We start from the raw sequence: 17,167 nt of genomic DNA, 5'->3' as shown, positions 1-17,167 counted from the left end.
GACACGGACGGGCGACAGGAGGGGAGGCGGATGTGACGACGGAGTTGTATCCGGCGGAGCGGGTCGGGCGGGTGCGGGACGCGGCGCGCGCGGCGGGTCTTGGGGCGGTGCTGCTGACGCCGGGCCCGGACCTGCGGTACGTGACGGGCTACGACGCCAAGCAGCTCGAACGGCTGACGTGCCTGGCCGTCCCGGCGCAGGGCGATCCGTTCCTGGTGGTGCCGCGGCTGGAGCTGCCCGCCGCGCGGGAGTCCCCGGCGGGCGCGCTCGGGGTGGAGCTGGTGCCGTGGGAGGAGACCGACGACCCGTACGCGCTGGTCGCGGCGCGGCTGCCGCGCGGCCTCGGGCGGGTCGCGGTCGCCGACCGGATGTGGGCGGTGATGGCGCTGAGGCTGCGCGCGGCGCTGCCCGACGCCGAGCAGGTCGCGGCGGGGACGGTCCTTTCGGACCTGCGGGTGCGCAAGAGCGCGGCGGAGGTCGCGGCGCTGCGCGAGGCGGGCGCGGCGATCGACCGGGTGCACCGCCGGGTGCCGGAGTTCCTGAAGCCGGGCCGCACCGAGCGGCAGGTCGGCCGGGACATCGCCGACGCGATCCTGGACGAGGGGCACTCCTCGGTCGACTTCGTGATCGTCGGGTCGGGGCCGAACGGCGCGAACCCGCACGCGGAGCTGAGCGACCGGGTGATCCGGCCGGGCGAGCCGGTGGTGGTGGACATCGGCGGGCAGATGCCGAGCGGGTACTGCTCGGACTCGACGCGCAACTACTGCGTGGGGGAGCCGCCGGCGGAGTACCGGGAGTACTTCGCGGTGCTGCTGGAGGCGCAGCGGACGGCGCGGGCGGTCGTCCGTCCGGGCGTGGCGGCGCAGGACGTCGACGCCGCCGCCCGCGACGTGATCGCCGGGGCGGACTACGGGGAGTTCTTCGTCCACCGGACGGGGCACGGGATCGGGCTGGAGACGCACGAGGAGCCCTACATCGTGGCGGGCAGCGCGGTGCCGCTGGAGCCGGGCATGGCGTTCTCGATCGAGCCGGGGATCTACCCGGGGCCGCACGGCGCGCGGATCGAGGACATCGTGATCTGCACCGAGGACGGCTGCGAGAGCGTGAACGGCACGCCGCGCGAGCTGGTGGTCGTCGACTGACCGGGGCGCGCGGCGCGGGTGGGGCGGGGTCCGGCCGCGGGCCCCGCCCCTCCGGCGTTCCGGGACGTTCACACCTCTAGGGTCAAGCCGTCGTATCCGCGATGTCACGGGTGTGGCAGGGCAGATAACGATATCTGCACCAATAGGCTTCACGGTCGGTGATCGCCCTTGCGGCCCGCCTGTACTGCCCTGTAGTGCTTTGAGACATTGTTCCCCCCGGGTTACGAACGCATGTTCGCCAGGTTGCGGATCCGTCGTGGGGCCGGTGTCGAGCCGGTCGGGACGGAACCGCGCCGGACGCAGAGGAGACGCCGTGGCAGAGGTCGTCCTGACGAAAGTCGGGAAGGTGTACCCCGACGGAACCCGTGCCGTGACCGGTCTGGACCTCACGATCGCCGACGGGGAGTTCCTGGTGCTGGTCGGCCCGTCGGGGTGCGGGAAGACGACGGCGCTGCGGATGGTCGCCGGGCTGGAGGAGATCTCCGAGGGCACGCTCACGATCGGCGGGCGCACGGTGAACCGCGTCCCGCCCCGCGACCGCGACGTCGCGATGGTGTTCCAGAGCTACGCCCTCTACCCGCACCTGTCGGTCCGCGACAACATCGGCTTCGGGCTGTCGCTGCGCCGGATGGACAAGAAGGTCATCCGCGCGAAGGTCGAGGAGGCCGCGAAGATCCTCGGCCTGACCGACCACCTGGACCGCAAGCCCCGCAACCTGTCGGGCGGGCAGCGCCAGCGCGTCGCGATGGGACGCGCGATCGTCCGGGAGCCGCAGGCGTTCCTGATGGACGAGCCGCTGTCCAACCTCGACGCCAAGCTGCGGGTGCAGACCCGCGCGCAGATCGCCCGGATCCAGCGGGATCTCGGCGTGACCACGATCTACGTCACCCACGACCAGACCGAGGCGATGACCCTCGGCGACCGGGTGGCGGTGATGAAGCGGGGCGAACTGCAGCAGGTCGCCCCGCCGCAGGAGCTCTACGACCGGCCCGCGAACCTTTTCGTGGCCGGTTTCATCGGCTCACCGGCCATGAACCTGATCCAGGGCGCGCTGTCGGGCACCGCGGAGAACCCGCGGGTCGCGATCGGCGGCCAGACGCTGGAGCTGGCGCCCGAGGTGTTCGCCGCGCGGCCCGGCCTGGCCGGGTACCTCGGCCGCGACGTCGTCGTCGGGATCCGTCCCGAGGACATGGAGGACGCCGCGCTGAGCGGCGGCCCGGACGGGACGACGCTGGTGTCGACCGCCGAGCTGGTCGAGGCGATGGGCTCGGACGTGCTCGTCCACTTCACCGTCGAGGCCGCCCAGGTCGTCACCGAGGACACCCGGGAGCTGGCCCGCGACGCGGGGGCCGACGTCCCCGGCGAGGGCGGCGCGGCACCCCACACCGACGTCGTCGGGCGGTTCAGCCCGCGCACCGGCGTCACCGTGGGCGATCCGGTCACGGTCCGCGTGGACACCGGACGCCTGCACTTCTTCGACATCGAGACCGGCGCGTCGATCTGGGGATCGGCCGCCGGGCCTTCCAGGGAGGACGAGGGATGAGGATCAGCAGACGGGTGCTGGGCGCCGCGGTGGCGGCGGGCCTGGTGGCGTCGTCGGCCGCGGCGTGCGGCGGCGACGACAAGAAGGACACCGGCTCGGGCGGCACCGAGCTGAAGGGCGTCAAGATCGAGGTCGCCGCCAAGTGGACCGGGCCGGAGGAGCAGAACTTCCGCAAGGTCCTCAAGGCGTTCGAGCAGAAGACCGGCGCGACCGTCACCTACGCCTCCACCGGCGAGGACACCGACGCCTACCTCGGCCCGCGGCTGGACGCCAAGAACCCGCCGGACGTCGCGATCCTCCCGCAGCCCGGCCTGCTGCAGCAGTACGCCGCCAAGGGGCAGCTCAAGCCGCTCGGCGCGGACGTCACCGGCGAGGTCGACAAGAACTTCTCGCCGTACTGGAAGGACCTCGGCTCGGCGGGCGGCAAGTCCTACGGCGTGCTCGCCAAGGCGGCCTACAAGTCGATCCTGTGGTACCGGCCGCAGGCGTTCGCGGACGCGGGGATCCAGCCGCCGGCGACGTGGGCGGACCTGGTGAAGGACTCCCAGACGCTGCAGGACGCGGGCACGACGCCGTTCACGCTCGCCGCCGCGTCCAGCGACTCCTGGACGCTCACCGACTGGTTCGAGAACGTCTACCTGTCGCAGGCCGGGCCGGAGAACTACGACAAGCTCGCCCAGCACAAGATCAAGTGGACGGACCCGACCGTCGGCAAGGCGCTGGAGACCCTCGCGCAGATCTGGGGCAAGCCCGACTTCCTGGCGGGCGGCCTCGCGCAGGCCACCAAGACCAAGTTCGACGCGTCGGTCACCGACGTGTTCGGCACGCAGAAGGCCGCGATGGTCTACGGCGGCGACTTCGCCGCCGCCAACGTCGCGACCACCAAGGCCAAGGTCGGCACCGACGCGAAGGTGTTCGCGTTCCCCAAGGCCGGGAACACCGCGCCCGCGCTGCTCGGCGGTGACATCGCCGTCGCGATGAAGGACGGCAAAGGCGCGATGGCGCTGATGAAGTTCCTCGCCTCGCCCGAGGCCGGGAAGGTGTGGGCCGGGCTCGGCGGCTACCTGTCGCCGAACAAGAACGTCCCGCCGTCGGCCTACAGCGACCCGATCGCCAAGCAGCTCATCGCGCAGCTCCAGCAGGCCGGCGACGCCGCCCGCTACGACCTGTCGGACCTGGCCCCGGCCGCGTTCGGCGCGACGCCCGGCAAGGGCGAGTGGGAGGCGCTGCGCGCGTTCGTGCAGAAGCCGTCCGACGTCAAGGGCGCGCAGCAGAGGCTGGAGGACGAGGCCGCCAAGGCCTACAAGTAGGGCTTCCGTCCGGCGGGGCGCGCCGCGCCCCGCCGGAGCCGGCGCCCCGGCCTCCGGGCCGGGAACCCGAGGTGAGGGACATGATGGCTCCGCGAGAGGACACGCCGCCCGCGACGGCGGGCGCCGCGACGGGCGGCGCCGCCGCCACCGGGCCGGACGCGAGCACGGGGCGGCGGGACGGGCTTCGGCCGCCGTCGTGGCTGGCCGGGTCGTTCCTGCTGCCCGCGCTGCTGCTGCTCGGCTTCCTGGTCGTCTACCCGATCGTCTACACGGTGGTCCGGAGTTTCCTGGACTCCTCCGGCGGCTTCACCACGAGCAACTACACCGGGATCTTCGAGGGGCACGGCAACCTGCTCGCCGTCCGGAACACGGCGATCTGGGTGGTGGTCGCGCCGACGCTGGTCACGATCGTCGGGCTGCTGTTCGCGGTCCTCACCGAGCGGATCCGGTGGGCGACGGCGTTCAAGCTCGTGGTGTTCATGCCGATGGCGATCTCGTTCCTGGCGTCCGGCGTGATCTTCCGGCTGGTGTACGAGCAGGACCCCGACAAGGGCGTCGCGAACGCCGCGATGGTCGCCGTCCACGACGCGTTCAGCGCCGAGACCGCCTATCCGGGGGCGGGCCCGCGCGCGGGCGCGGCGCAGCCGCTGCGCGCCGAGGGCGGCGCGGTCGTGACGGCCCGTCCGGTGACGGCGGGGAGCACGGCGCTGCTGCCGCTGCTGCGCGTCAAGCCCGAGTACCTGCCGGCCAAGCCGGTCCCGGCGCGGGCGGCGGCGCCGCCGGGCCCGGGGCGGATCACCGGGACGGTCTGGTTCGACTTCACCCGGGGCGGCGGCGGACGGCCGAACGCGGTGGACCCGTCGGAGGCGGGCCTGCCGGGCGTGCGGGTCCAGGCGGTGCGGGACGGGAAGGTCGTCGCGTCCGCCACCACCCGCGACGACGGCACGTTCACGCTGGCCAAGGTCCCGGCGGGGCCGGTCACGCTGCGGCTGCCCGCCGGCAACTTCACGGCGGCCTACGGCGGCGCGGAATGGCTCGGCGACACGCTCATCACGCCCGCGATCATCGGCGCGTACCTGTGGGTGTGGTCGGGGTTCGCGATGGTGCTGATCGCCGCCGGGCTCGCCGCGATCCCCCGCGACGCGCTGGAGGCCGCGCGGGTCGACGGCGCCACCGAGTGGCAGGTGTTCCGGCGGGTGACGATCCCGCTGCTGTCGCCGGTGCTGGTCGTGGTGCTGGTGACGCTCGTCATCAACGTCCTGAAGGTCTTCGACCTGGTCTTCGTCATCGGCGGCGGCGACCCCAACGCGGGGGTGCTGGCCTTGCAGATGTGGACCGAGTCGTTCGGCGGCGGCAACGACCAGGGAGCGGGCAGCGCGATCGCGGTGCTGCTGTTCCTGCTCGTGCTGCCCGCCATGCTGTTCAACATCCGGCGGCTGCGGCGGGAGCGGAAATGACGGCCCACGACACGGTGCCTGGGGACGGCTCGGCGGGCGCGCCGCGCCGGGGGATCGCCGCGCGGGTCGCGGGACGGCTCGGCGGCGGCGCGGTGCAGGCCGTGCTGGTGCTGGTGGCGCTGTTCTGGCTCGTCCCGACGCTCGGGCTGCTGGTGGCGTCGCTGCGGTCCAACGCCGACAACAACTCCAGCGGCTGGTGGACGGTGTTCACCAAGCCGTCGCAGCTCACGTTCTCCTCCTACAGCGCCCTGCTGGACAAGCCCGACTTCGTGGACTCGTTCTGGAACACGGTGCTCATCACCGTCCCGGCGACGGTGCTGGTCGTCGTGATCGCCTCGCTGGCGGCGTACGCGTTCGCGTGGCTGGAGTTCCCCGGCCGCGACTGGCTGTTCCTGGTGGTCGTCGCGCTGCTGGTCGTGCCGGTGCAGGTCGCGCTGGTGCCCGTCGCCAAGCTCTACGGCAAGATCGAGTTCGGCGGGTTCCAGATGTTCGGGTCGATCACCGGGGTGGTGCTGTTCCACGTCGCGTTCGGCCTGCCGTTCGCGATCTTCCTGCTGCGCAACTTCTTCGCCGCGATCCCCCGGGACCTGCTGGAGGCGGCGCGGATGGACGGCGGCTCGGAGTGGACGATCTTCCGCCGGGTGATCTTCCCGCTGGGCGGCCCGGCCATCGCCTCGCTCGGCATCTTCCAGTTCCTGTGGGTGTGGAACGACCTGCTGGTGTCGCTGGTGTTCGCCGACACCGACGCGCAGCCGATGACCAAGTGGCTGCAGTCGCAGATGCGGCAGTTCACCGGGAACATCGACATCCTGGCGCCGGGCGCGTTCCTGTCCCTGATCGTCCCGCTGGCGGTGTTCTTCGCGTTCCAGCGCTACTTCGTGCAGGGCGTGCTGGCCGGCTCGGTGAAGTGACCCGGCGGGCGTCCCCGCGGTCCCGCACACGGGTGGACCGCGGGGCCGCCCTCTTCGGGTGGCCTCAGGCCGCCGCGCCGCCGTGCCCGATCGCCAGGCCCGTCGCGGGGTCGAAGAAGTGCAGCCGGCGCGTGTCCACGGCGACGTCGAGGTCGTCGCCGGGGCGGACGCGGGAGCGGGAGTTCACGCGGGCCGTCCACAGCGCCTTGTCGGCGGCCAGGGGGAGCGCGGCGCCGTCGTCCCCGGCGCCCTCGTCGTCGGCGAGGTCGGCGGTGTCCTTGTGCTCGACCGGCGGCGCGTCGATCGCGAAGATGACGTTGATCTCGCTGCCCAGTTCCTCGGTGACCCCGGCGGTGACGCGCAGCGGCGCCCAGCCGTCGCGGCCGGCGTGCGCGCCGTCCTCGAAGTCCGACGGCCGCACCCCGACGATCACCTCGCGGCCCGCGTAGGCGGACAGGCCAGGACGCTCGGCGGCGCGGGCGGCGTGGACGGGCAGGGTGAACCCGGCGAACGACACCGTCAGGCCGTCGTCCCCGCCGGCCAGCCGCGCGGTCGCGAAGTTCATCGCGGGCGAGCCGATGAACCCGGCGACGAACAGGTTCACCGGGTCCTCGAACAGCCGCTGCGGGGTGTCGACCTGCTGCAGGACGCCCTCGCGCAGCACGCAGACGCGGGTGCCGAGCGTCATCGCCTCGATCTGGTCGTGGGTGACGTACACGGTGGTGACGCCGAGGCGGGCGTGGAGCTGGCTGAGGGACGCGCGCATCGACACGCGCAGCTTGGCGTCGAGGTTGGACAGCGGCTCGTCCATCAGGAACGCCTGCGGCTCCCGGACGATCGCGCGTCCCATCGCCACGCGCTGGCGCTGCCCGCCCGACAGCTCGGCGGGCTTGCGGTCCAGGAACTGCTCCAGTCCGAGCATGCGGGCCGCGGCGACGACCTTGGCGCGCCGGTCCTCCTTGGACATGCCGCGCAGCTTCAGGCCGAACTCCAGGTTCTTCCCGACGGTCATGTGCGGGTAGAGGGCGTAGTTCTGGAAGACCATCGCGATGTCGCGGTCCTTGGGGGCGAGGTCGTTGACGACCCGGTCGCCGATCGCGACGGTGCCGGCGCTGATCTCCTCCAGGCCCGCGATCATCCGCAGGGCGGTGGACTTGCCGCAGCCCGACGGCCCGACCAGGACCATGAACTCGCCGTCCCCGATCTCCAGGTCCAGCCCGGACACGGCCCTGCTCCCGCCGCCGTAGACCTTGTCGACGCCCGTCAGCGTGATCGCCGCCATCGGGTCCCCCTCGCACTAAGTGGAAACGTTTCCATTCGGTGGTTAAGCGTTAAGCTCACCAGGCATAATTCGATCTAAAGCCATGGAAACGTTTCCAGGAAAGGGGGCGGGCGATGACGGCGACGATCAAGGACGTCGCGGCGGCCGCGGGCGTCGGCATCGCGACCGTGTCGCGGGTGTTCTCCGGCAACGGCCCGGTCGGCGCCGCGACCCGCGAGCGCGTCCTGGCCGCCGCCCGCGCGCTGGACTACCGGCCCGACGCCGCCGCGCGCGGGCTGAAGACGCGCGCGGCGGCGGGCATCGGGCTCGTCCTGCCCGACGTCGCCGACCCCTTCGCCGCCGAGCTGGCCGCCGGGGTCCTGGCCGCCGCCCGCGACCTCGGCGAGCACGTCGTGCTGGACGTCACCGGCGGCGACCCCGCCCGCGAGGCCGCCGTCGTGGAGCGGCTGGCCGGGCAGCGGCTCGGCGGCGTCGTCGCCGTCCCGGCCGGGCAGGACGCCGACTGGGCGGCGGCGGCCCGCGCGGGCGGCGTCGTGTTCGCCGACCGGGCGCTCGCGGCGTTCCCGCACATCCCGGCCGTCCGCGCCGACGACGCGGCGGGCGTGCGGGCGCTGGTGGAGTACCTGACCGGGCTCGGGCACCGCCGCGTGGCGTTCCTCGGGGCCGCCGCGCCCGGCGCCGCCCCCGGCGTCCGCGAACGCGCCTTCCGCGACGCCCTCGGCGGGGCCGAGGCGGTGCTCGTGCCCGCCCGGACGTCCCGCGACAGCGCCTACGGGGCGGCGGCGGGGCTGCTGCAGAGCCGCCCCGACGTCACCGCCGTCGTCGCGTCCGGGCGGCTGCTCGGCGAGGCCGCCGTCCTGGTCGCGCGGGAGCTGGACCTGCGGGTGCCCGCCGACGTGTCCATCGCCGTGATCGACGACGTCCCGTGGGCGGAGCTGTGCGACCCGCCGCTCACCGCCGTCGCCCGCCCCGCCCGCGCGATGGGCCGCCGCGCCGCCGAACTGCTGGCCCGCGACCCGGGCCGCGCGCGGCCCGCTGCGCCCGCGCCCCTGCCGACCGAACTGGTGGTGCGGGGGAGCTGCGGGCCGCCGCGCGGCGCCCGGGGGAGGCCCTGACGGACCGCCGTGTCGCGCGTCCCCGCGCGGGCGAGATCGCCGGAGCGGCGGCGGAACGCGGCGGACCGCGCTATTTTTTCCGGGTGGAGGAGATCGATCGTCAGATACTGCGCCTTCTCGCCGACGACGGGCGGATGAGCTTCACCGACCTCGCGCGCGAGACGGGCCTGTCGGTGTCGGCGGTGCACCAGCGCGTGCGCCGGCTGCAGAAGCGGAACCTCATCAAGGGCTTTGCGGCACGCCTGGACCACGAGCAGATCGGGCTGCCGCTGACCGCGTTCGTGTCGATCAAGCCGATCGACCCCGCCGCGCCCGACGACGCGCCGGACCGGCTGACGGGCGTCCCGGAGATCGAGGCGTGCCACTCGGTCGCCGGGGACGAGAGCTACATCCTCAAGGTGCGGGTGGCGTCGCCGAACGCGCTGGAGGACCTCCTGCAGCGCATCCGCGCCGCCGCGAACGTCGCCACCCGCACCACGGTCGTGCTGAGCACCCCGTGGGAGGGGCGCCGCCCGCCGATCTAGGGAGCGAACGCGGCCAGGGCCGTGCGCGCGGTGTCCAGGGCCCGGTCGGGGTCGGCGTCCGGCCCGATGATCTCGGGGTCGAAGTTCAGGTCGACGAACACCTCGGTCATGCCCTGCGCAGCGATCCGGTCCAGGTCCCCGCGGATCTCCGCCGGCGACCCGGTGAGCGGCGTCCGGTCCGCCGCGCCGCCGGGACGCAGCCGCACGGCGGCCCGGCAGACGAACCGCAGCGCGTCCGGGTCGCGTCCGGCGTCGCGGGCCGCGTCGCGGACGACGCCGATGGAGCGGGCGAGCGTCGCGGGGTCGGCGCGGCTGCTGCTGATCCAGCCGTCGGCGCGGCGCCCGGCGCGGCGCAGGGCGGCGTCGGCGGTGCCGCCGAGCAGGACCGGCAGGGGCCGCTGGACGGGCGCGGGCTCGACGCGGATCGCGGGGAAGTCGTAGAACTCGCCGTGGAACTCGGCCGTCCCGTCGTCCCACAGCGCCCGCAGGATCGTCAGGTACTCCTCGGCGCGGGCGCCGCGCCGGGCCTGCGCGACGCCGGCCGCCGCGAACTCCTCCGGCATCCAGCCGGTGCCGAGGCCGAGGTCGAGCCGTCCGCCCGCGACGCGGTCCAGGGTGGCGGCCTGGTGGGCGAGCAGCGGGGGAGCGGTGAAGGGCAGGTTGAGGATCGCGACGCCGAGCCGGACGCGCTCGGTGTGCGCGGCGAGGTAGGCCAGCGTGACGAGCGGGTCGGGGACGTTGCGGTACGGCGTCTCGGCCCCGACGGGGTTGGCGACCCGCTGCAGCGTCCACAGGGAGTGGTACCCGGCGGCCTCGGCCTCGCGGGCCACCAGTGCCTGGCGGTCCGGCGTGGCCCAGGCGCCCGTGACGGGCACCGCGAACCCGGTCTTCATCCTGCGGCTCCTTCCGGCCGTGGTCACTGACCTCCGACCTTACTATGTCAAGGCGGCGGGCGGGTGCCGCGGCACATCACAGGGCGGACGGAGGCGTGGACCGGCGCCCGGCAGATACGCTCGGCGCGGGAGCGGTCCTGAAGGAGGGTTCATGCGGCGTCCGGTGGAACAGTTGGCGCAGGCGGTGAAGCCGAGGCTGCGCGGGTGGCTGCACGCGGGGACGTTCCCGGTGGTGTTCGTGGCGGGGCTGGTGATGGTCGCGCTCGGCCCGACGCTGGCGGCGCGGCTGTGCGCGGCGGTGTACGCGCTGACGTCGGCGCTGCTGTTCGGGGTGTCGGCGTTCTATCACCGGGGCCGGTGGTCGCCGCGCGTCGGCGAGGTGCTGCGCCGCTTCGACCACGCCAACATTTATTTGATCATCGCCGGGACGTACACGCCGTTCGCGTACCTGATCCTGGACGGGATGGCGCGCGTCCTGGTGCTGTCGGTGGTGTGGGGCGGGGCGCTGGCGGGCGTGCTGTTCCGGGTGCTGTGGGTGGGGGCGCCGCGCTGGCTGTACACGCTGCTCTACATCGGGCTGGGCTGGGTGGCGGCGTTCTTCGTCCCGCAGTTCCTGGACGGGACGGGCGCGGTCGTCGCGGCGCTGGTGATGGTCGGCGGGGTGCTCTACAGCGTGGGCGGGCTGGTGTACGGGCTGCGGCGCCCGGACCCGTCGCCGAGCTGGTTCGGTTTCCACGAGGTGTTCCACGCGTTCACGATCGCGGCGTACGTGCTGCAGTACATCGCGGTGTCGTTCGTGGTGTACCGCGCGGTGTGATGCGGGTTCCGGCGGCGGGCGGGCTGTGTCAGGATGCCCGGCATGGGGTTCGCCGACCGTTACATCGCCGAGGACGAGGCGCTGGTGCTGGCCACGCGCCGCCACTGGACCGAGATGATCGAGGAGTTCCTGCTCCTGGCGCTGGTGTGGGTCGTGGCGGGCGCGGCGGCGTGGGCGCTGCCGCTCGGTGAGGACTGGGGCCGGACGGCCGGGTACGTCGTGCTGGGCCTCGCGGTGGTCGCGTCGGTGTGGGTGTGGCTGGTGCCGCTGCTGCGGTGGCGCGCGGAGATCTACATCCTCACCACCAAGCGGATCTACCTGCGGAAGGGCTTCCTGACCAAGTCGGGGCACAGCATCCCGCTGGCGCGGGTGAACGACGTGGCGTTCCGGGCGACGCTGTGGCAGCGGATCATGCGGTACGGGACGCTGGACGTGCAGTCGGCGTCCGAGCACGGGATGCTGCGGTTGAAGCGAGTGCCCGATCCGGAGGGGTTCAAGATGCGGATCGACCAGGCGGCGGCGGCCGAGCAGTCGCGGTTCCAGCAGGGTCCCGGCCCGGTCTGAGGGGCTCGCCCGCTCAGGGCGCGGCGGCGATGAAGCGGCACTCGCCGAACGCGACCTCGTCGCCGGGGCGGAGCCGGGCGGGCCCGGTGAGGCGGCGGCCGTTGACGCGGGTGCCGTTCATGGAGCCGAGGTCGTGGACGGTCCAGTGGTCGGCGCCGGGCGCGCGGTGGATCTCGGCGTGCAGGCGGGACACGGTGCGGTCGGGCAGGGTGAGGTGGCAGCCGGGGGCGCGGCCGACCAGGACGCGGGCCAGGCCGTCGGGCGGGAGCGCGAAGCGGGGCAGGCGCGGTGCGCGCCACGCCTCCTCCAGCCGGGCGGTGACGAGCGAGAGGCCGGCGATGAGGCCGGTGAGGCGTCGGGTGACGCGGCTGGTCGGCGGGAGGTCTTCGACGATCCCGGCGAGTTCGGCGTCGCTGCGGGCGCGCAGGGCGCGGTCGACGCGCTGCTCGAAGGTGTCCTGCGAGAGCCGTCCCTCGGCGTGGTGGTCGGCGAGGACGCGCAGGACGCGGTCGCGTTCGGCGTCGGAGGCGCGTGCGGGGACGAGCCCGTGGTGTTCGTGCGCGACGCCGTCCATGAGGGTCAGTATCGAGTGCGCCGCACGCGCTGTCCAGACGGGCCGGGGTCAGCGGGACAGGAGGTCGCGGGCGATGTGGGTCACCTGGATCTCGTCGGTCCCGGCGTAGATCTGGAACGACTTGGCGTCGCGGGCGAGCTGCTCGACGCGGTACTCGCTCATGTAGCCGTTGCCGCCGAAGAGCTGGACGGCCTCCTGCGCGACCTCGGACGCGGCCTGCGCGGCGTACAGCTTCATCGCCGACGCCTCGGCGAGGGTGGTGTCGCGTCCGGCGCGCTGCATCTCCAGGTGCCGGAAGACGAGGTTCTGGACGTTGAGGCGCGCGACCTCCATCTTGGCGAGCTTGAGCTGGACGAGCTGGAACTCGCCGATGGCCTGCCCCCAGAGCTGCCGGTCGCGGGCGTAGGCGACCGACAGGCGCAGGCACTCCTCGATGACGCCGAGGGCCATCGCGGCGACGCCGGCGCGTTCGGTGACGAAGTTCTGCCGGGCGGACTCGCGTCCGCCGCCGTCGCCGGCGGGCAGCAGCCGGTCGGCTCCGGCGCGGACGTCGGTGAGCAGGAGCTGCCCGGTGGGGGAGGAGTGCAGGCCCATCTTGCGCAGCGCGGGGGTCTGCTCCAGGCCGGGCATGCCGCGGTCCAGGACGAACGTGAGGATCTCGCGGTCGCGGGGCGGGCGGCCGTCGTCGAGCTTGCAGTAGAACACGATGGTGTCGGCGTGGGGGCCGTTGGTGATGAAGGTCTTGTTGCCGTTGAGGACGTAGCCGTCGCCGTCGCGGCGGGCGGTGGCGAGCATGCCGCCGAACGCGTCGGAGCCGGAGCCGGGCTCGGTGATCGCCCAGGCGCCGACCTTGTCCAGGGTGAGCAGGTCCAGGCCCCAGCGGTCCTTCTGCTCGGGCGTGCCGCGCTTCATGATCGTCCCGGCGGCGAGGCCGAGGCTGACGCCGAGCGCGGTCACCAGGCCGGGCGCGACGCGCGACAGCTCGATGACGGGGAGCAGGGCCATGGAGCCGCCGCGCGCGATGTCCCCGCCGCCGGTGCCGCCGCCGGTGCCGTCGCGGCGGGACGTGAAGGAGGTGCGGGCCAGCTCGTCCATGCCGAACGTGCGGAACAGGTCGCGCAGCAGGTCGTAGGGCGGGAGGTCGCCGGAGTCCAGGTCGTCCAGGCGGGGCCGGACCTTCGCCTCGATCCAGCCGCGGACGGCGTCGCGGACCATGACGTCTTCGTCGGACCACTCGATCATGCGTCACCTCTCGTCGTGCCGGGCGGGGACCATCCAAGCAGACGACGAAAGCGGACGCTTACTCAGGGGAGGAGGACGACGTCCGCGAGGATCCCGGGGCCGGTGAGCCGCGCGGCGGCGGGGCTGTCGTAGACGACGAGCAGCCGCGTCCCGGCGCCGGAGCGTTCCAGGACGGCGATGCCCTCGGCGTGGTCCTCGCCGTCGCCGTGCGGGAGGTCGCCGAGGACGGTGAGGGCGTCGCCGCGCAGCACGCCGGGCGCGTCGGCGTGCGCGGCGCCCGCCCACCGCACGACGCGGACGGGCCCCGACAGCGCCATGCTGGGGCCGGTGAGGATCAGCAGGTCGTCGCCGTCGGGGCACAGGTCGCGGATCCCGAGGCCGCCGAGGTCGAGGAAGTGCGTGCGGTACCGCTCGCCGTCGTCGCCGAACGGGAGCGCGACGAGGCGGCGGGGGTCGGCGGGGTGGGGTCCGGGGCGGATCTCGACCAGGACGGCCCAGCCGCGCAGGACGGGCCCGCGCAGCCCGAGGTAGAGGCGGTCGCCGTGGACGGCGACGCCCTCGACGTCCAGCCCGTTGTCCTTGCTCGGGATGGCGAGGAACGGCGCGAGGTGCGGGTCGTCGGCGAGCAGGTCGGCGACCGAGTCCTTGTCCAGGCCGAGGGCGGCGGCGGTGCGGTCGCCGTCGCGGGCGACGGCCTCGGGCATCCCGTCGGCGCCGGTGGCGAGGGGGATGCGGGCGAGCACGTACCGGTTGTCCTCGCGGACGACGGTCGCCAGGCGGCGCCGGGCCTTGCGGTCGGACTGCCCGTCCTTGATCCGCTTGCGCTTGAGGCTGTGCGACCCGACCGCCCACAGCCAGCCGCCGTGCACGGCGAGGCCCTCGATGTCGGCCTCCTCCTCGGCGCCCGCGGGCAGCGGGACGAAGTCGGCGAGCGCGACCGTGCGATGCCCGGTGTAGGCGGTGACGCGGCCGTCCGCGCCGGTCACGGCGGTGAGGCGCTCGACGGTGGCGGTCTCGTCGCCCGCGACCCACAGGCAGTCCCCATCGCGGCGGACGGCCGACAGGTTGGTGTGCGTCTCGTTCGCCCGGCTCTCGTCCTCGAAGCGCAGTTCGACCCGGCGTTCCACGATCATGCGCAGATCGTCCCACAGGCAGCGGGCGGGGGAACGCCGGGCCGGGCGTCCGGGTCAGGCCAGCGTCAGGCCGGGGTGCGCATCGCGCGGTGCACGGCGGCCCAGTACGCGGCGGTGAGGTCCAGGACGCCGTCGAACCCGCGGCGGACCTGCGCGAGGTCGACCTCGTCGCGGCACACGCCGGCGGCGGCGGCGACCAGCTCCTCCCGGTCGGACTTGGCGGCCTCGCAGATGTGGACGTAGAAGTACTCGCAGGAGGCGTGGAAGTCCTCCTCGTCGTACAGGTGCTTGTAGTTGCGCATCCCCTCGTACATGCGGATCGTCGTGGAGTGCGCGAGGGCGTCCTGGGCGAGCAGCGCGCCCTGCACGACGCGCGGGTCGGCGTCGGTGAACAGGGCGCGGCGGGCGTCGCCGAACGCGCGGGTCTCGGGGCGTCCGCCGCCGGCGCGCAGCTCCTGGACGGAGTAGCCGCCGCCGCGCAGCCGCCCGAGCAGCCCGGTCAGCATGCGCTCCAGCAGCAGCAGGTGCGCCTTGTCGGGGTCGCCGTTGCCGTACTCGGTGTAGAGGTGCTTGACGCGGGCGGCGCGGGCGGCCAGGTCGTCGGTGTGCAGGACCGACAGCGCGATCATCACGGTCGTGTCGATCGTGCGGGCGTAGAACTCGCGGGCGAACACCTCCACCTGCCGGAAGGGGAGCGGACCCGACATCCAGTGCCGGTAGAAGTCGTTCTCCAGCGCGGGATGGCGGCGGACCGAACCGGCCAGGTCCCGGATCGTTTCCGTGGCGGCGGCGTGCTGGACGGGCAATGGATCTCCCTCGACGGGGTCGGACGGCGGGCGACTCGAAGACAACCTACGACGGTTACCGGGAGTCGGAAACAATGTTGCGTGCCGGTTCCACGGCGCGAACAGTCCTGATCATGACCGAAGGTGGTCACGGCCCGCACCGGGGGTGTCAAGGGGGCGCGGCGGCCGGAACCGGCCGCGCCGCGGCGGGCGCCGCGCGGCGGAACGTTCCCGTGCGTTCGCGCGGTCTTTCCGCCTCCCGGCGCGGCGGTTCGGCACAATGCTCTCGAATCCGCCGAGGGAGCGGATCCCTCTGACTTCCTGCGAGGAGCCCACGATGGCCGGCATCACCGCGGCGTTGCGCGACCGCGACCCGAAGGACCGCCGCGCGGAGATCGTCCGTGTGCTCGTCGAGGCGTTCGCGCCGCTGATGGACCGCGCGCCCGCCGAGTTCCGCCGCCGCTTCCGCCGCATGGCGTCCGACCCGTTCGCGTTCTACCGGGGCAGCGCGTGCCTGTTCTATGCCGACATGGCCCTCGACGAGGACCCGTGGGCCGACGAGCGCACGTCCCGGGTGTGGATCCAGGGGGACCTGCACGCGCAGAACTTCGGCACCTACATGAACGACGACGGCGTGTTCGTGTTCGACGTCAACGACTTCGACGAGGCCTACGTCGGGCACTTCACCTGGGACGTGAAGCGGCTGGCGGCGAGCGTGGCGCTGCTGGCGTGGGGCAAGGCGCTGTCGGACGCCGACATCCGCCGCCTCATCGAGACCTACGTCCGCGCCTACGTCGACCAGGTCCGGCACTTCGCCGAGCACGGCGACGACGACGCGTTCGCGCTGACCCTGGACACCGCCGACGGGTACGTCCGGGACGTGCTCGTCGCGGCGCTGTCGTCCACGCGGATCGCGCTGCTGGACCGGCTGACGCGGGTGGAGAGCGACGGGCGGCGGTTCCGCGAGCACCCCGGGCACCGGCGGCTGGACGACGCCGAGCGCGCCCGCGTCGAGGCCGCCTACCGCGCCTACCTGGACACCATCCCGGCCGACAAGCGGTTCCGGGAGCTGACCTACGCGGTGAAGGACATCGTCGGGTCCTCGGGGTTCGGGATCGGGTCGGCGGGCCTGTCGGCGTACACGATCCTGGTCGAGGGGCACAGCCAGGCGCTGGAGAACGACGTCATCCTGTCGATGAAGCAGGGCAACGTCGCGGCGCCGTCCCGGATCGTCGACGACGCCCACATCCGCGCCTACTTCCGCCACCACGGCCACCGCACCGCGGTGTCGCGGCGCGCGCTGCAGGCCAACACCGACCCCTGGCTCGGGTACACCGAGCTGGACGGCGTCGGGTACGTCGTGCAGGAGCTGTCCCCCTACGAGGCGGACCTGGACTGGTCGGCGCTGACCGAGCCGGACGAGATGGTGCCCGTCCTGGACGACCTGGGCCGCGCCACCGCCAAGATCCACTGCGTGTCCGACACCGACTCCGACCACACCCTCGTCGGGTTCCAGGTCGAGGACGCGATCAGCGCGGTGATCGGCGCGGACGAGTCGGCGTTCGTCGCGGCGATGACGGAGTTCGGCACCGAGTACGCGGCGGTCGTCCGCGACGACCACCGGCTGTTCGTGGACGCGTTCCGCAACCACGAGATCCCCGGGCTGTGACGCCCCGCCGTCCCCGGGCCCGCGCGGGCCCGGGCACGGCGTCCGGGGTCAGCGGGTGAACGCCAGCGACGCGCCCGCGCTGATCATCACGACGAGCACGACCATCACGACCGGCTGGCCGAGCGGACCGGGCCGCCGGCGGGCCCGCGCGACGGCGGGCGGCGCGGCGTGCCGGACGGGCGCCGCGGCCGGGCGCGGCGGCGCGG

16 protein-coding genes are annotated in these 17,167 nt (G+C 73.6%); 10 read left to right on the top strand and 6 right to left on the bottom strand.

The features are described from left to right. The first annotated feature begins 32 nt into the window (after window positions 1-32). The 5 genes from BTM25_RS28090 to BTM25_RS28070 all read left to right on the top strand — a co-directional run bounded on the left by BTM25_RS28090 (window position 33) and on the right by BTM25_RS28070 (window position 6,363). The gene (locus BTM25_RS28090; protein WP_103566620.1) at window positions 33-1,142 is read left to right on the top strand and encodes a M24 family metallopeptidase; all 1,110 of its coding nucleotides are present in this window, start codon (window positions 33-35) and stop codon (window positions 1,140-1,142) included. Between the two features lie 313 nt (window positions 1,143-1,455). Next, a complete protein-coding gene (locus tag BTM25_RS28085) occupies window positions 1,456-2,685 on the top strand; it encodes an ABC transporter ATP-binding protein (protein ID WP_103566619.1) in 1,230 nt (409 codons plus the stop codon). Next, window positions 2,682-3,995, top strand: a complete 1,314-nt coding sequence (locus tag BTM25_RS28080; RefSeq protein WP_103566618.1) for an ABC transporter substrate-binding protein — start codon at window positions 2,682-2,684, stop codon at window positions 3,993-3,995. The genes BTM25_RS28085 and BTM25_RS28080 overlap by 4 nt, the downstream gene beginning before the upstream one ends. An 80-nt stretch (window positions 3,996-4,075) precedes the next feature. Continuing rightward, window positions 4,076-5,452, top strand: a complete 1,377-nt coding sequence (locus tag BTM25_RS28075) for an ABC transporter permease subunit (RefSeq protein ID WP_103566616.1) — start codon at window positions 4,076-4,078, stop codon at window positions 5,450-5,452. Continuing rightward, entirely contained in the window at window positions 5,449-6,363 is a 915-nt protein-coding gene (locus BTM25_RS28070) for a carbohydrate ABC transporter permease (RefSeq protein WP_103566614.1), read from the top strand. Before BTM25_RS28075 ends, BTM25_RS28070 begins: the two co-directional genes overlap by 4 nt. A 64-nt stretch (window positions 6,364-6,427) precedes the next feature. Here the strand turns inward: BTM25_RS28070 and BTM25_RS28065 are convergent, their stop codons facing one another. Beyond that, window positions 6,428-7,645, bottom strand: coding sequence for an ABC transporter ATP-binding protein (locus tag BTM25_RS28065; RefSeq protein WP_103566613.1), 1,218 nt, complete (start codon window positions 7,643-7,645; stop codon window positions 6,428-6,430). 113 nt (window positions 7,646-7,758) lie between these two features. Between BTM25_RS28065 and BTM25_RS28060 the strand changes: the two genes are divergently transcribed. Together BTM25_RS28060 and BTM25_RS28055 are read left to right on the top strand one after the other, a co-directional pair. Continuing rightward, entirely contained in the window at window positions 7,759-8,760 is a 1,002-nt protein-coding gene (locus BTM25_RS28060) for a LacI family DNA-binding transcriptional regulator (RefSeq protein ID WP_103566612.1), read from the top strand. An 83-nt stretch (window positions 8,761-8,843) separates the two neighbouring features. Further along, complete coding sequence (locus tag BTM25_RS28055; RefSeq protein ID WP_103566610.1) at window positions 8,844-9,284, top strand: Lrp/AsnC family transcriptional regulator; 441 nt, start codon at window positions 8,844-8,846, stop codon at window positions 9,282-9,284. On the opposite strand, the gene BTM25_RS28050 is transcribed toward BTM25_RS28055, so the two are convergent. Next, window positions 9,281-10,177: a TIGR03619 family F420-dependent LLM class oxidoreductase gene (locus BTM25_RS28050; protein ID WP_103566609.1), complete on the bottom strand. Its 897-nt coding sequence runs from the start codon at window positions 10,175-10,177 to the stop codon at window positions 9,281-9,283. The genes BTM25_RS28055 and BTM25_RS28050 overlap by 4 nt on opposite strands. A 151-nt stretch (window positions 10,178-10,328) precedes the next feature. On the opposite strand from BTM25_RS28050, the gene trhA reads away from it, so the two are divergent. Both trhA and BTM25_RS28040 read left to right on the top strand, forming a co-directional pair. Beyond that, entirely contained in the window at window positions 10,329-10,994 is a 666-nt protein-coding gene (gene trhA, locus BTM25_RS28045; RefSeq protein WP_103566607.1) for a PAQR family membrane homeostasis protein TrhA, read from the top strand. Between the two features lie 42 nt (window positions 10,995-11,036). Further along, window positions 11,037-11,558, top strand: a complete 522-nt coding sequence (locus BTM25_RS28040; protein WP_103566605.1) for a PH domain-containing protein — start codon at window positions 11,037-11,039, stop codon at window positions 11,556-11,558. 13 nt (window positions 11,559-11,571) lie between these two features. Here the strand turns inward: BTM25_RS28040 and BTM25_RS28035 are convergent, their stop codons facing one another. From BTM25_RS28035 to BTM25_RS28020, 4 genes are all read right to left on the bottom strand, one after another. Next, window positions 11,572-12,132, bottom strand: coding sequence for a DUF1707 and FHA domain-containing protein (locus tag BTM25_RS28035; protein WP_103566604.1), 561 nt, complete (start codon window positions 12,130-12,132; stop codon window positions 11,572-11,574). A 48-nt stretch (window positions 12,133-12,180) separates the two neighbouring features. Then, complete coding sequence (locus BTM25_RS28030) at window positions 12,181-13,374, bottom strand: acyl-CoA dehydrogenase family protein (RefSeq protein ID WP_103566602.1); 1,194 nt, start codon at window positions 13,372-13,374, stop codon at window positions 12,181-12,183. Window positions 13,375-13,436: 62 nt separating this feature from the next. Next, the gene (locus BTM25_RS28025) at window positions 13,437-14,507 is read right to left on the bottom strand and encodes a DUF3616 domain-containing protein (RefSeq protein WP_103566600.1); all 1,071 of its coding nucleotides are present in this window, start codon (window positions 14,505-14,507) and stop codon (window positions 13,437-13,439) included. A 65-nt stretch (window positions 14,508-14,572) separates the two neighbouring features. Next, window positions 14,573-15,313: an iron-containing redox enzyme family protein gene (locus BTM25_RS28020; RefSeq protein WP_103566598.1), complete on the bottom strand. Its 741-nt coding sequence runs from the start codon at window positions 15,311-15,313 to the stop codon at window positions 14,573-14,575. Window positions 15,314-15,629: 316 nt separating this feature from the next. Here BTM25_RS28020 and BTM25_RS28015 point away from each other — a divergent pair, with 316 nt between their 5' ends. Beyond that, entirely contained in the window at window positions 15,630-16,961 is a 1,332-nt protein-coding gene (locus tag BTM25_RS28015) for a DUF2252 domain-containing protein (RefSeq protein WP_103566597.1), read from the top strand. Window positions 16,962-17,167 lie beyond the last annotated feature (206 nt).

Origin of the sequence: Actinomadura rubteroloni, from assembly GCF_002911665.1 — a bacterium.
GTDB lineage: Bacteria > Actinomycetota > Actinomycetes > Streptosporangiales > Streptosporangiaceae > Spirillospora > Spirillospora rubteroloni.
Note: the sequence above shows the minus strand (reverse complement) of the source record. Positions and strands in the feature narration are given on the sequence as shown.